At 68.8% G+C, this 12724-nt stretch carries 12 protein-coding genes; 2 read left to right on the top strand and 10 right to left on the bottom strand.

Features of this window, described 5'->3' with window-relative positions:
* The first annotated feature begins 205 nt into the window (after positions 1-205).
* Positions 206-595, top strand: a complete 390-nt coding sequence (gene gloA, locus WT26_RS17905) for a lactoylglutathione lyase (protein ID WP_069273424.1) — start codon at positions 206-208, stop codon at positions 593-595.
* 85 nt (positions 596-680) lie between these two features.
* On the opposite strand, the gene WT26_RS17900 is transcribed toward gloA, so the two are convergent.
* Genes WT26_RS17900 through glyQ form a run of 5 tightly spaced genes read right to left on the bottom strand, consistent with a single transcriptional unit; the run spans position 681 to position 6126 of the window.
* Positions 681-1568, bottom strand: coding sequence for a M48 family metallopeptidase (locus WT26_RS17900; RefSeq protein WP_069273423.1), 888 nt, complete (start codon positions 1566-1568; stop codon positions 681-683).
* Between the two features lie 49 nt (positions 1569-1617).
* Positions 1618-2382: a lysophospholipid acyltransferase family protein gene (locus WT26_RS17895; protein ID WP_069273422.1), complete on the bottom strand. Its 765-nt coding sequence runs from the start codon at positions 2380-2382 to the stop codon at positions 1618-1620.
* 43 nt (positions 2383-2425) lie between these two features.
* A complete protein-coding gene (gene gmhB / locus WT26_RS17890) occupies positions 2426-2989 on the bottom strand; it encodes a D-glycero-beta-D-manno-heptose 1,7-bisphosphate 7-phosphatase (protein WP_059525945.1) in 564 nt (187 codons plus the stop codon).
* A 10-nt stretch (positions 2990-2999) separates the two neighbouring features.
* The gene (gene glyS / locus WT26_RS17885; RefSeq protein ID WP_059525943.1) at positions 3000-5099 is read right to left on the bottom strand and encodes a glycine--tRNA ligase subunit beta; all 2100 of its coding nucleotides are present in this window, start codon (positions 5097-5099) and stop codon (positions 3000-3002) included.
* Between the two features lie 22 nt (positions 5100-5121).
* Positions 5122-6126 (bottom strand): glycine--tRNA ligase subunit alpha, encoded by a 1005-nt coding sequence (gene glyQ, locus WT26_RS17880; protein ID WP_081062193.1) that lies wholly within the window; start codon positions 6124-6126, stop codon positions 5122-5124.
* A gap of 298 nt (positions 6127-6424) precedes the next feature.
* Here glyQ and WT26_RS17875 point away from each other — a divergent pair, with 298 nt between their 5' ends.
* Positions 6425-8047: a hypothetical protein gene (locus WT26_RS17875; protein WP_069273421.1), complete on the top strand. Its 1623-nt coding sequence runs from the start codon at positions 6425-6427 to the stop codon at positions 8045-8047.
* 47 nt (positions 8048-8094) lie between these two features.
* On the opposite strand, the gene lnt is transcribed toward WT26_RS17875, so the two are convergent.
* The 5 genes from lnt to ybeY all read right to left on the bottom strand — a co-directional run bounded on the left by lnt (position 8095) and on the right by ybeY (position 12645).
* Positions 8095-9783, bottom strand: a complete 1689-nt coding sequence (lnt, locus tag WT26_RS17870) for an apolipoprotein N-acyltransferase (RefSeq protein WP_069273420.1) — start codon at positions 9781-9783, stop codon at positions 8095-8097.
* A gap of 52 nt (positions 9784-9835) precedes the next feature.
* A complete protein-coding gene (locus WT26_RS17865; RefSeq protein WP_021160150.1) occupies positions 9836-10723 on the bottom strand; it encodes an HlyC/CorC family transporter in 888 nt (295 codons plus the stop codon).
* 289 nt (positions 10724-11012) lie between these two features.
* Positions 11013-11162, bottom strand: coding sequence for a hypothetical protein (locus WT26_RS38065; protein WP_196774778.1), 150 nt, complete (start codon positions 11160-11162; stop codon positions 11013-11015).
* 58 nt (positions 11163-11220) lie between these two features.
* Entirely contained in the window at positions 11221-11853 is a 633-nt protein-coding gene (locus tag WT26_RS17860) for a gamma-glutamylcyclotransferase (RefSeq protein ID WP_059525937.1), read from the bottom strand.
* Between the two features lie 12 nt (positions 11854-11865).
* On the bottom strand, positions 11866-12645 hold the full coding sequence (gene ybeY, locus WT26_RS17855) for an rRNA maturation RNase YbeY (RefSeq protein WP_069273419.1): 780 nt from the start codon (positions 12643-12645) through the stop codon (positions 11866-11868).
* Positions 12646-12724 lie beyond the last annotated feature (79 nt).

The raw sequence follows: 12724 nt of genomic DNA, 5'->3' as shown, positions 1-12724 counted from the left end.
AGCGCGCTCGGGCGGCAGGCGCCGCGTGGGGCGAGCTGCGACGATGTTACCCGATCGGTGTGGCGTGTGCTGCCGAGGGGGGGCCGGCTAGGCGCCCCCAGCTAGGCGCCCCCGGCTAGGCGCTCCCGGCTAGGCGCCCCCAACGAAATCCCCCCGACTCTGGTAGAGTTCCCGGTTCTGGAAAGTCCCCACAGGAGTACAACCCATGCGATTGCTGCATACGATGCTGCGAGTCGGCGATCTCGACCGCTCTATCAAGTTCTACACCGAGTTGCTCGGCATGAAGGTGCTGCGCCGCGACGACTATCCGGAAGGCAAGTTCACGCTCGCATTCGTCGGCTACGGCGATGAAAGCGACAACACGGTGATCGAGCTGACCCACAACTGGGATACCCCGTCCTACGACCTCGGCACGGGTTTCGGTCATCTGGCGCTGGAAGTCGACGACGCGTACGCGGCCTGCGACAGGATCAAGGCGCAAGGCGGCAAGGTCACGCGCGAAGCGGGCCCGATGAAGCACGGCACGACCGTGATCGCATTCGTCGAGGATCCGGACGGCTACAAGATCGAGTTCATCCAGAAGAAGGCGCACTGAGCGCCGGATGAGCGGCTCGCGGCGCGCCATGCGCGTCGCGATGCAAAACGGGCGGTGCGGGAATTTCCGCGCCGCCCGTTCGTATTTACAGCGACGGCAGCAGCTCGGGCGGGTGATGCTTGAGCGTGTGGCGCGCTTCGCGGAACTCGGGGAAGATCGATTCGACGGTCTGCCAGAAGGCCGGGCTGTGGTTCATTTCGCGCAGGTGCGACAGCTCGTGCGCGACGACGTAGTCGATGATCGACATCGGGAAATGGATCAGCCGCCAGTTCAGGCGGATCTTGCCGTCGCTCGAGCAGCTGCCCCAGCGCGTCGCGGCCGACGACAGCGCATACATCGAATACGTGACGCCGAGCTTTTCCGCGTACACCGCGAGGCGTTCACCGAAGATCCGCCTGGCTTCGCCCTGCAGCCAGCCCTGCACACGGTCCTTGATCTGCTGCATGTCGGCCTGCGCGGGCAGCGGCAACCGCAGCGCATCGCCGTCGAACGCGACCGCGCCGGCATCGGACGCGAGCGCGATCGTCACCGTCTTGCCGAGATAGGGCAGCTGCGCGCCGTCGCGCCAGTCGATCTGCGGCAGCGCGCGCTGCTCGGTGCGCGTCTTCCACTCGGCGAGCTTCGCGAAGATCCAGCGTTGCTTCTCGGCGATCGCGGCTTCGATGTCGGCGAGCGTGACCCAGCGCGGCGCGGTGATCGACAGCCCGCTGCCGTCGATCGTGAAGCCGATCGTGCGGCGCGCCGAGCGCTTCAGGCGGTATTCGAGCACGCGGCTGTCGAGGGCGAACGTCCGTACGCGCGAGCGGTCGGGTGCGGGACCGGGATCGGGTGCCGCCACGGGCGCCGCTTCGGGCGGCGTCTGCTGCGCAGTGGGCGCGGACGGCGCGGCGGCCGGCCCGTCGAAGAGCGGCAGGTCCATCTGGCGATGATCGAGGGCCACGACGGCAGGCCGTGGCCGCGGACGCTGTTTCATCAGTTCGCTTCTTTTTGTCGTACGCAACAACGGATCCGGCCCGGGTGAATCAGACTTGCGCGGCATTGCGCTTTTCGGCGCTGCCCGGCGCCCGATAGGCGTCCGGATCGATCCGGCGCATTTCCGCTTCGATCCACGCTTCGACCTGCGAGTTCAATGCATCGGGCGTGAGACCGGTCACGTCGATCGGCTTGCCGATCGATACGGTGACGACGCCCGGGAATTTCGTGAACGAGTTGCGCGGCCACACCCGACCTGCATTGTGCGCGATCGGTACGACGGGCGCACCGGTTTCGATCGCGAAGCGCGCGCCTCCCGTCTTGTACTTGCCCTGCTTGCCGACCGGCGTGCGCGTGCCTTCCGGGAACATGATCATCCAGGCGCCTTCCGACAGGCGCTTCTTGCCCTGGCGGATCACCGACGTGAACGCGTTCTTGCCTTCCTTGCGGTTGATGTTGACCATGTGCAGCAGCCCGAGCGCCCAGCCGAAGAACGGCACGTACAGCAGCTCGCGCTTGAACACGTAGCAGAGCGGCTTGGGCATCAGCGCGGGAAACGCGAGCGTCTCCCATGCGGACTGGTGCTTCGACAGCAGCACGGCCGGACCGTCGGGCAGGTTCTCGTAGCCTTCGATCCGGTAGCGGATACCGTTCAGCCAGCGCGCGACCCATAGCGTGGACTTGCACCAGCCGGCTGCCATCCAGTAGCGCGCGTCGGGGCGCATGAACGGAAAGGCGATGAAGCACGCGGTGGCGTACGGCACCGTGTACAGGATGAAGTAGATCAGCAGCAGCAGGGAGCGGACGAAGCGCATCGGCGTAAGTCTGGCGTTAGGGAGGATGCGCGCGGCGGCCGCATCACTCGTGTTCGTGTGAAAGGAAATCGAGCGCGAACGCGCGCAGGTCGTCGTGGACCTTCGTGCCGGGCGGCAGGTTGCCGGCGGCGAGCGTCTTCCTGCCCTTGCCGGTGAGCACGAGGTGCGGCTGGAAGCCGACCGCGACGCCGGCCTGCAGGTCGCGCAGCGAATCGCCGACCACCGGCGTGTGATCGGGATCGATCTCGAAGCGCTCGGCGATCATCTGCATCATCCCGGGTTTCGGCTTGCGGCAGTCGCAGTGATCCTCGGCCGTGTGCGGGCAGAAGAACACCGCGTCGATACGCGCGCCGACCGCGGCCGCCGCGCGATGCATCTTCAGGTGCATCTCGTTGAGCGCGGCCATGTCGAACAGCCCGCGACCGATGCCGGACTGGTTGGTCGCGACGACCACGCGATACCCCGCGTGGTTGAGCCGGGCAATCGCCTCGAGGGCGCCGGGCAGCGCGATCCATTCGTCGGGCGTCTTGATGAACGCATCCGAATCGACGTTGATCACGCCGTCCCGGTCGAGGACGACGAGCTTTCGGTTGGGGCTGGTCGGCATCGTGCGGCCCTTATGCGGCGAGCTTCGAGATGTCGGCGACGCAGTTCATCTGCTGGTGCAGCGCGGACAGCAGCGCGAGACGGTTCGCGCGCAGTGCCGGATCTTCCGCGTTGACCATCACGTCGTTGAAGAACGTGTCGACCGGTGCGCGCAGCGCGGCGAGCGCCGACAGCGCGCCCGTGTATGCACGCGCCTCGAGCTGCGACTGCACGTGCGGCGTCACGGCCGCGAGCTGTTCGTGCAGCGCCTTTTCGGCGGCCTCGACGAGCAGCGTCGGCTGCACCGCACCGTTCGCACCGCCTTCCGACTTCTTCAGGATGTTCGAGATCCGCTTGTTCGCGGCCGCGAGCGCTTCGGCTTCCGCGAGGCGCGTGAATTCGCGCACCGCGTCGAGGCGCGCGACGAGATCGTCGACGCGCGTCGGGTTCAGGCTCAGCACCGCATCGATTTCGCCGGCCGAATAGCCGCGCTCGCGCAGCAGGCCGCGCAGGCGATCCATGAAGAACGCGAGGATCGCATCGGTCGATTCGGCGACGCCCGGCACGCCTTCGAAGCGCGCGTGGGCCGTGCGCAGCAGCGACACGAGATCGAGCGGCAGCTGCTTCTCGAGCAGCAGGCGCAGCACGCCGAGTGCGTGGCGGCGCAGCGCGAACGGATCCTTCTCGCCGGTCGGCGCGAGGCCGATGCCCCAGATGCCGACGATCGTCTCGAGCTTGTCGGCGAGCGCGACGGCGGTCGACACCGGCGTGGTCGGCAGTGCGTCGCCGGAGAAGCGCGGCTGGTAGTGCTCGGCGCAGGCGAGCGCGACGTCGTCGGGTTCACCGTCGTGGCGCGCGTAGTACGTGCCCATCGTGCCCTGCAGTTCCGGGAACTCGCCGACCATGTCGGTCAGCAGGTCGGCCTTCGCGAGGCGCGCGGCGCGCTTCGCGTGCGCGGCGTCGGCGCCGATCGCGGGGGCGATCTCGCCGGCCAGCGCCTCGAGGCGCTCGACGCGGGCGAGCGCCGAACCGAGCTTGTTGTGATACACGACGTTCGCGAGCTGCGGCACGCGGTCGGCGAGCGGCTTCTTCTTGTCCTGCTCGAAGAAGAACTTCGCATCGGCGAGGCGCGGGCGCACGACGCGCTCGTTGCCTTCGATGATCTCGCCCGGCGTCTTCGTCTCGATGTTCGACACGATCAGGAAGCGCGAGCGCAGCTTGCCGCCGACGTCGGTCAGCGCGAAATACTTCTGGTTCGTCTGCATCGTGAGGATCAGGCATTCCTGCGGCACCTGCAGGAATTCATCCTCGAAGCGGCACGGGTAGACGACCGGCCATTCGACCAGCGACGTCACTTCGTCGAGCAGCGCTTCGGGCATCACGACGGTGTCGCCGTTCGCGTGTTCGTTCAGCTGCGTGCGGATCGTTTCGCGGCGATCGGCGAAGTGCGCGATCACGCGGCCCTTGTCGCGCAGCGTGTCGGCGTACGCGCGCGCATGCTGGATCGCGACGAGGCCGTCGGACAGGAAGCGGTGGCCGAGCGTGGTGTCGCCGGCATCGACGCCGAACGCGGTGACGGGCACGATGCGGTCGTCGTGCAGCACGGTCAGGCGATGCACCGGGCGCACGAACTTCACGTCGGAGCCGTCCGGGCGCTGGTAGGTCATCACCTTCGGGATCGGCAGCTTCTCGAGCGTTTCGTCGAGCGCGGCCTGCAGGCCGTCGGCGAGCGTCGCCCCGGCTGCCGAATAGTTGATGAAGAACGCTTCGGCCTTGCCATCCTGCGCGCGCTCGAGATCGGCGATCGACAGGTTCGGGTGGCCGAGCGCCGCGAGCTTCTTCGCGAGCGGGGCGGTCGGCTTGCCTTCGGCATCGAGTGCGACCGACACGGGCAGGACCTTTTCGCGGACCTGCTTTTCAGGTGCGACGGCGCGCACGTTCTGCACGACGACGGCGAGGCGGCGCGGCGTGGCGTAGCGTTCGAACACGAGTTCGCCTTCGACGAGGTCGCGTGCCGCGAGGCGTTGCGCGAGGCCTTCGGCGAATGCGTCGCCGAGGCGCGCGAGGGCCTTCGGCGGCAGCTCTTCGGTCAGCAGTTCGACGAGCAGGGGGGCGGGATGATTGTGCGTCATGGTTGGAATGAATCTCGTCTCGTCAGTCCTGATCGATCTTGCGTTCGACCTTGAGCGGCGGCGCCCATGCCGGCTGGGCGGCCTCCTGGGCGTCGGTGGTGAGGCCCGGCACGCCCGGCGGGTTGCCGAGCATCGGGAAGCCGAGCTTCTCGCGCGAGTCGTAGTAAGCCTGGGCGACGAGACGCGACAGCGCACGGATGCGGCCGATGTACGCCGCGCGTTCGGTGACCGAGATCGCGCCGCGCGCGTCGAGCAGGTTGAACGTGTGGCCGGCCTTCAGCACGAGTTCGTACGCGGGCAGCGCGAGCTGCGCGTCGATCATCTTCTTCGCTTCCGCTTCGTAGCTGTTGAAGAACGTGAACAGCAGGTCGACGTTCGCGTGCTCGAAGTTGTAGGTCGACTGCTCGACCTCGTTCTGGTGATAGACGTCGCCGTACGACAGGCGGCGCAGCTCGGGGCCGTTCGGGCCTTGCTCTTCCCACTCGGTCCACACGAGGTCGTACACGTTCTCGACCTTCTGCAGGTACATCGCGAGGCGTTCGAGGCCGTACGTGATCTCGCCGAGCACCGGCTTGCAGTCGAGGCCGCCGACCTGCTGGAAATACGTGAACTGCGTGACTTCCATCCCGTTCAGCCACACTTCCCAGCCGAGGCCCCACGCGCCGAGCGTCGGGTTTTCCCAGTCGTCCTCGACGAAGCGCACGTCGTTCTGCTTCAGGTCGAAGCCGAGCGCCTCGAGCGAGCCGAGGTACAGGTCGAGGATATTTTCCGGTGCCGGCTTGAGCACGACCTGGTACTGGTAGTAGTGCTGCAGGCGGTTCGGGTTCTCGCCGTAGCGGCCGTCCTTCGGGCGGCGCGACGGCTGCACGTACGCGGCGCGCCACGGCTCGGGGCCGACCGCGCGCAGGAACGTGTGCACGTGCGACGTGCCTGCACCGACTTCCATGTCGATGGGCTGGAGCAGGGCGCAACCCTGCTTGTCCCAGTAGGACTGCAGCGTCAGGATGATTTGCTGAAACGTAAGCATGAAGAGCCTTCGTGGCGCTGGCGCTCCGTTGCGGGCGGCGCTCCGGGCGGGGCCCGGAGGGTCGGCTCGCGCGGCGGCGCGGCTTGTTAGTGTGCAGAAACGCGTAATTTTACCGGATCGGCGAGCGGATGCGGCCGGAACGGCGACGAAGGGGGCGTCGCGGCCCGGCGCGCGTCGCGTCGGCCGGATCGCGCGGATGCGCCGGGCGGCGTCCCGGCGCCGCGCGCGGACGTTAAGATGCGCGTATTCCGCATCGCGCGGCCGATGGGCGGCCGCGCAGCTCCCCGTATCCGATCGCATGGACGACTCGACCGATTTCCTCGTTCCGCTGCTGCCGCCGTTCACCGCGCTGCTCGGGCAGGCCGCCGATGCGCAGGCGCGCGGCGAGCCCGCCGCGCACGACCTGTGGCTCGCCGCCGCCGCGCACCTGCACGGGGCCGACCCGGCTTCGCTCGCGGGCCTCACCGCGGCGCTCGTCTCGCGGCAGCGCACGGCCGATGCGGTCGCGCTCGCCGACCTGGGCGCGCGTCTGCATCCGAATGCGGCCGCCCGCTTCAATCACGGCTACGCGCTGCAGATGGCGGGCCGTCACGCGGACGCCGTGGCGCCGTATCGCGCGGCGCTCGCGACCGAGCCCGACCTGCCGTCGTTGCGCAACAACCTCGCGATCGCGTTGCGGCTGTCGGGCTGCGACCGTGCGGAGGAGATCGCGCTGCTCGAGGAGGCGGTGACTTTCGATCCGCTCGACGTGCAGGCGTGGATCAACCTCGTCGTCGCGCGGCTCGCGACGCAGGACCTGACGGGGGCGCTCGCGTGCGCGGAACGGCTCGTCGAGCTCGCGCCCGACAACGCGCTCGCGATGAACAACGTCGCGCTGGCGATGAAGGAGGCGCAGCGCTGGGACGATGCCGAGCGCTTCGCGGCGCGCGCGTGCGAGCTGGCGCCCGACGACGCGTCCTACCGTTTCAACCTGGCGATCGTCCAGCTCGTGCGCGGCGATTACGCGGCGGGCTGGCGCGAGCACGAGGCGCGCTGGGACGGCGCGGGCGAGTTGCGCGGCCGCCGGCCGGTGCTGCCGGGCCCGCGCTGGCAGGGCGAGCCGCTCGCGGGCAAGACGTTGCTCGTGTGGGGCGAGCAGGGGCTCGGCGACGTGCTGCAGTTCTGCCGCTTCGTCGCGCCGCTCGCCGAGCGCGTGCATCGCGAGGGCGGCCGGCTCATCTGGAATACGTTCCCGCAGGTGGGCGCGCTGATGCAGCGCAGCCTCGGCGCGCATGCGGATGCGTTCAGCGCGGGCGGCGGCGTCGACGAGCTGCCCGCCTTCGATTACGAAGTGCCGCTGATCGGCCTGCCGCTGATGCTCGGCATGGAAGCGTCGACGCTTGCGTCGTCGGTGCCGTACCTGCGGGCCGATCCGGCCGCGCGGGACGCGTGGCGTGCGCGGCTCGCGGGCGACAGCCGGCTGAAGGTCGGCCTCGTGTGGACGGGCAGCGCGGGGCACCAGCGCAACCCGTTCCGGCGTGTCGGGCTCGAGCGCTATGCCGACGCGTTCCGCGGGATCGACGGCGTCGCGTTTCATTCGCTGCAGCCGGGTGCGCAGGCGGATGTCGCGGCGGCGCGCGCGGCCGGTCTGCCGATCGTCGATCACACTGCCGAACTGAAGAGCTTCGACGATACGGCCGCGTTCATCGGCGCGCTGGATCTCGTGATCACAGTGTGTACGTCGGTCGCGCACCTGGCGGGCGCGCTCGGCGCGCGCACGTGGGTGCTGCTCGACGTGAATCCGCACTGGCCGTGGTTGCTCGAACGCAAGGACAGTCCGTGGTACCCGAGCGCGACGCTGTACCGGCAGCCGGCGTTCGGCGCGTGGGAGCCGGTGATGGAAGAGGTTGCAGGGGATTTGCGGCGTCTGGCCGGCGGCTGACGCGCGCAACCTGCCGTGACAGCCGGCGGGCCCACGGCCCGCCCGCGTCATGCCTCTTTGTCGCGGCGCGCAGCCTCGCCGTTGCGCCGGCGCAGCCCGGGGCCGAACGTGAAGCCGAACGCGAGCAGCACGAACGACACCGCGAGCACGATGTTGTTGCCGCTCGTCACGTAAGGCGTGAAGCCGCTCGTGCCTTCGATCCGCACGTCGAGCGAGCCGATCGTGAACGGCTTCAACTGACCGAGCACGCGGCCGCGCGCGTCGATCGCGGCCGTCATCCCCGTGTTGGTCGAGCGCAGCATCGGCCGGCCCGTCTCGAGCGAGCGCATCCGCGCGATCTGCAGGTGCTGGTCGAGCGCGATCGTGTCGCCGAACCACGCGAGGTTCGTCACGTTGACGAGCACGCCCGGCGGCTGCGGGTTGTCGCGGATCGTCGCGGCGATTTCCTCGCCGAACAAGTCCTCGTAGCAGATGTCGGCCATCACCGGCTGGTTGTGCACGAGGAACGGCTTCTGCACCGGCGCGCCGCGCGCGAAGTCGCCGAGCGGCATCTTCATCAGGTCGACGAACCACCGGAAGCCCCACGGGATGAATTCGCCGAAGGGCACGAGGTGGTGCTTGTCGTAGTGATAGATGTCGCGCGAGTTCGGCGTCACGCCGTACAGGCTGTTCGTATAGTCGACGTAGTGGCCGTCCTCGGTCACCGATGCGCCGACCGCGCCGAACAGCACGGCCGAGCCCGTCGTGTCGCTGAACTTGCGGATCGCGACGGCGAACGGCTCGGGCAACTCCTGGATCATCACCGCGATCGCGGTTTCGGGCGTGACGATCAGGTCGGCCGGCTTCTCGACGATCATCTGCGTGTACATCTTGATCGCCGCGTCGATGCCCGCTTCCTCGAACTTGATGTCCTGCTTCACGTTGCCCTGCAGCAGCCGCACGGTGAGCGGCGCGTTCGCGGGCACGGTCCACGTGACCTGCGACAGCCCGAGACCGGCCGCGATCAGCGCGACCGCGATGCCGGCCGGCGCGGCGACGCGCACGCGCGCATTGCCGGCACGGGGTTCGGCGAGCGGCGACGGCCGGGCGGCGGCGAGCGCCTGCACGACGAGCGCGGCGAACAGGGCGAGCACCCACGCGATCCCGTACACGCCGGCGACCGGCGCGAAGCCCGCGAACGGGCCGTCGACCTGCGGATAGCCGCTTGCGAGCCATGGGAAGCCGGTGAAGACGGTGCCGCGCAGCCATTCGCCGAGTGCCCATGCGCTCGCGAATGCGAATGCGCCGTGCCAGGTCGGCGAGAACGGCCGCGGGTCGGGCGTGCGGCGATGCCACGCATGGCCTGCGCAGAACGACCACAGCCCGGCGGAGAACGCCGGGTACAGCGACAGGTACAGCGAGAACAGCACGAGCGCGCCGCCCGCGAGCGGCGCGGCCATCTCGCCGTAGACGTGCATGCTGATGTAGAGCCACCAGATGCCGCTGATGAAGTTGCCGAAGCCGAACGCGCCGCCGGTGAGCGCGGCGCTGCGCCAGCTCGCGGTGCGCGTGAGCTGCGCGAAAAACCAGACGAATACGACGAGTTGCAGCCAGCCGCCATGCGGCGTCGGCGCGAAGCTGAGCGTATTGGCGGCGCCGGCGAGCAGCGCGGCCGGGTAGTGCCAGCGCGGCAGCGCGCGGCCGGGGGGCGGCGCGAGAAGGCCGCCAGCCGGGCGGGACAGGATCGGATCGTCCATGTGAAGCGGAAGTGGGCGAGCGGTTGTGGAACGCGCGGCTGGCGCGCGACGGTCAGTCCTCGTGCGAGGTCTCGGCGCGACGGCTGGCGAGCGGGTTGCGGCGCACCAGCAGCACGTGGACCTGGCGCGCATCGCCGCGCTGGATCTCGAACACGAGGTTGCCGAGCTGCAGCTTCTCGCCGCGATGCGGGACGCGGCCGAAGTGATGCGTGATCAGCCCGCCGATCGTATCGACTTCGTCGTCCGGGAAATCGGTGCCGAACGTCTCGTTGAACTGTTCGATCTCGGTGAGCGCACGCACGCGGTAGCGGCCGTCGGGCCCCGAGATGATGTTGCCGGCTTCCTCGTCGAAATCGTATTCGTCCTCGATGTCGCCGACGATCTGCTCGAGCACGTCCTCGATCGTGATCAGGCCCGCGACGCCGCCGTATTCGTCGACGACGATCGCGAGGTGGTTGCGGTTCACGCGGAAGTCGTGCAGCAGCACGTTCAGGCGCTTCGATTCGGGAATGAACACGGCCGGGCGCAGCATCCCGCGCACGTCGAATTCCTCTTCGGCATAGAAACGCAGCAGATCCTTCGCGAGCAGCACGCCGATGACGTTGTCGCGGTTCTCCTCGTACACGGGGTAGCGCGAGTGCGCCTTTTCGAGGACGAACGGGATGAAATCCTCGGGCTTGTCGGCGATGTTGATCGCGTCCATCTGGGCGCGCGGCACCATGATGTCGCGCGCGCACAGGTCGGACACCTGGAACACGCCTTCGATCATCGACAGCGAATCGGCGTCGATCAGGTTGCGTTCGTGGGCATCCTGGAGGATTTCCAGCAACTCGCCGCGGGATTCGGGCTCGGGCGAGATGAAGTCGGTCAGGCGCTCGAGCAGCGAGCGCTTTTCTTGCGGTTTGTCGGTTGGCTTACGACTGGGATACGAATCGTTCATGGTGGTGCGCCCGGGTCATGCCGGAGCGCGCTGTCACGGAGTAGGCAAGGATACACCAAGGGCGCGACGCGACCGTGTCACCCCGGCCATCCGGCCGGGGCGGGCAGCCGCGCAAGCCCCGCTCGGCGACAGGCGGGCTCGGCGCCACGCCGTCCTGTCGTTTCCATCCTATCTCAGAAAGGCGCGGCGGGGCAGCGTCGGACGAAATTCCGGGCGGACCGGCCGGTCGGGTGTTTTTTCGGTGAGGGGTGGGGCGCGACGATTTGCCGCCGGCGGCGGGCCGCCGGGTTCAGAACCGCATGCCGGCCGAGCAGCCGCCGGCGGCCGCGCCGTTGGTCGCGGCGCCGCCGCAGCCGAGTATGCCGCAGCCGGACAGCGCGACGCTCGCGGCGACGATCAGTGCGACGGTTTTGCAGCGCGGCCAGCGGGGCGAGGTCATGGCGGGCGTCCTTCGAAGGTGAACGGGCGGTGAGGGCGACGGGCGGCCGTGCGGCACGTCAGCGGCAGCGGGCCAGCAGCCCTTCCAGGGCGCGATCGGGAATGCCGCTCGCGCGCAGCGCGTCGACCGTGCGGCTGACGTAGTCGAGCGTCGTGCCGTAGCGGCCGGCCGCGCAACTGAACACTTCCTTGACGACGGGGTCGGACAGCTTGCCCGTATAGGTCGGCGCTTCGCGGCGCATCACGAACGCGAGTGCGTTCACGCGCTCGCCGTTCTCGAGCGAGCACGGCAGCCACGCGGGCCGGTAGGAGCCCATCGGCATTTCGCGTTTCCACAACGTTTCGAGGTGCGGCTGCGCGGTCGGGCCGGCGAGCCGGAACGCGATGCCCGAGCACGAGCCGCCGCGATCGAGCGCGAGCACGAGGCCCGGGCGTTCGGGGGTGCCGCGGTTCACGCGCGACCACAGGTAGAGCCCGCGATGATAGCCGTGCACCTTGCCGCGTATCGCGGCGACGGTCGGCAATCCCGGGTTCCAGATCAGCGAGCCATAGCCGAACAGCCACAGATCCTGCCGGCCGTCCCAGTCGCGCATCGTGTGCGCGAGCGACGCCGCGAGCTCGTCTTCGGTCAGCAGGCGCCCGTCGCCGATCGACGGCGGGTAGGCGGGCGGGAGCGTCACGGCGTTGCGCATCGTGCGGACGGCTTACTGGTACGGGTTCGGGAAGCCCAGCTTCGCGAGGATGTCGACTTCGAGCGCTTCCATTTCGGCCGCGTCCTCGTCGCTCGTCTCGTGGTCGTAGCCCTGCGCGTGCAGCGCGCCGTGCACCAGCAGGTGCGCGTAATGGGCGGTGAGCGGCTTGCCCTGGTCGTGCGCCTCCTTCTCGACGACCGGGCAGCACAGCACGAGGTCGCCGATCACGGTGCCGTCGGGCGCCGCGTCGTACGCGAAGGTCAACACGTTGGTCGGGTAGTCCTTGTGGCGGTAGCCGGCGTTCAGCGTGCGGCCTTCCTCTTCGCCGACGAAGCGTACGGTGAGCTGCGCGCTGGCGAACAGCGCCGGCTCGATCCATTCGGCGATCAGCTTGCGCTTGGGCAGCGTCTTGCGCACGTCGCTCGTGATCTCGTCGCCGTACTGCACGGACAGGTCGAGCTCGGGATCGCGGATCGCTTCGTCATCGAGGCCGACGTCGGGCGGCGCGGGCTCGGCGCCCACGTGCAGCGTCACGCTGTCGTAGTGCTCGGGCTGCAGCGCGATCTTCGCGCGCATGGCCGGATCGTTGTGCTGCGCGACGATCGCGACGGCGGCTTCTCCGGAACTGCCCGACAGGTCGAACATCAGGCTGCGGCCGTCAGGGAAGTCGATTCGCAGCCCTTGCGCGTTGGCGGTCCGGGCCTTGCCCTTCGCATCGAACAGCGAAAGACGGAGCGTTTCGGACGTGGCCTGGTCGGCGCGGACGGACTTGCGGGAACGAGAGGATTTCATGACGCGTGCGGCGATTGGGACGCGTTGAGGATACACCAAACGGCCGATCGCACCCGAATTCGGCCGGCGCGGGAACCAT

It is taken from the genome of Burkholderia cepacia, assembly GCF_001718835.1.
GTDB lineage: Bacteria > Pseudomonadota > Gammaproteobacteria > Burkholderiales > Burkholderiaceae > Burkholderia > Burkholderia cepacia_F.
This window is presented reverse-complemented; position numbering and strand designations above follow the sequence as displayed.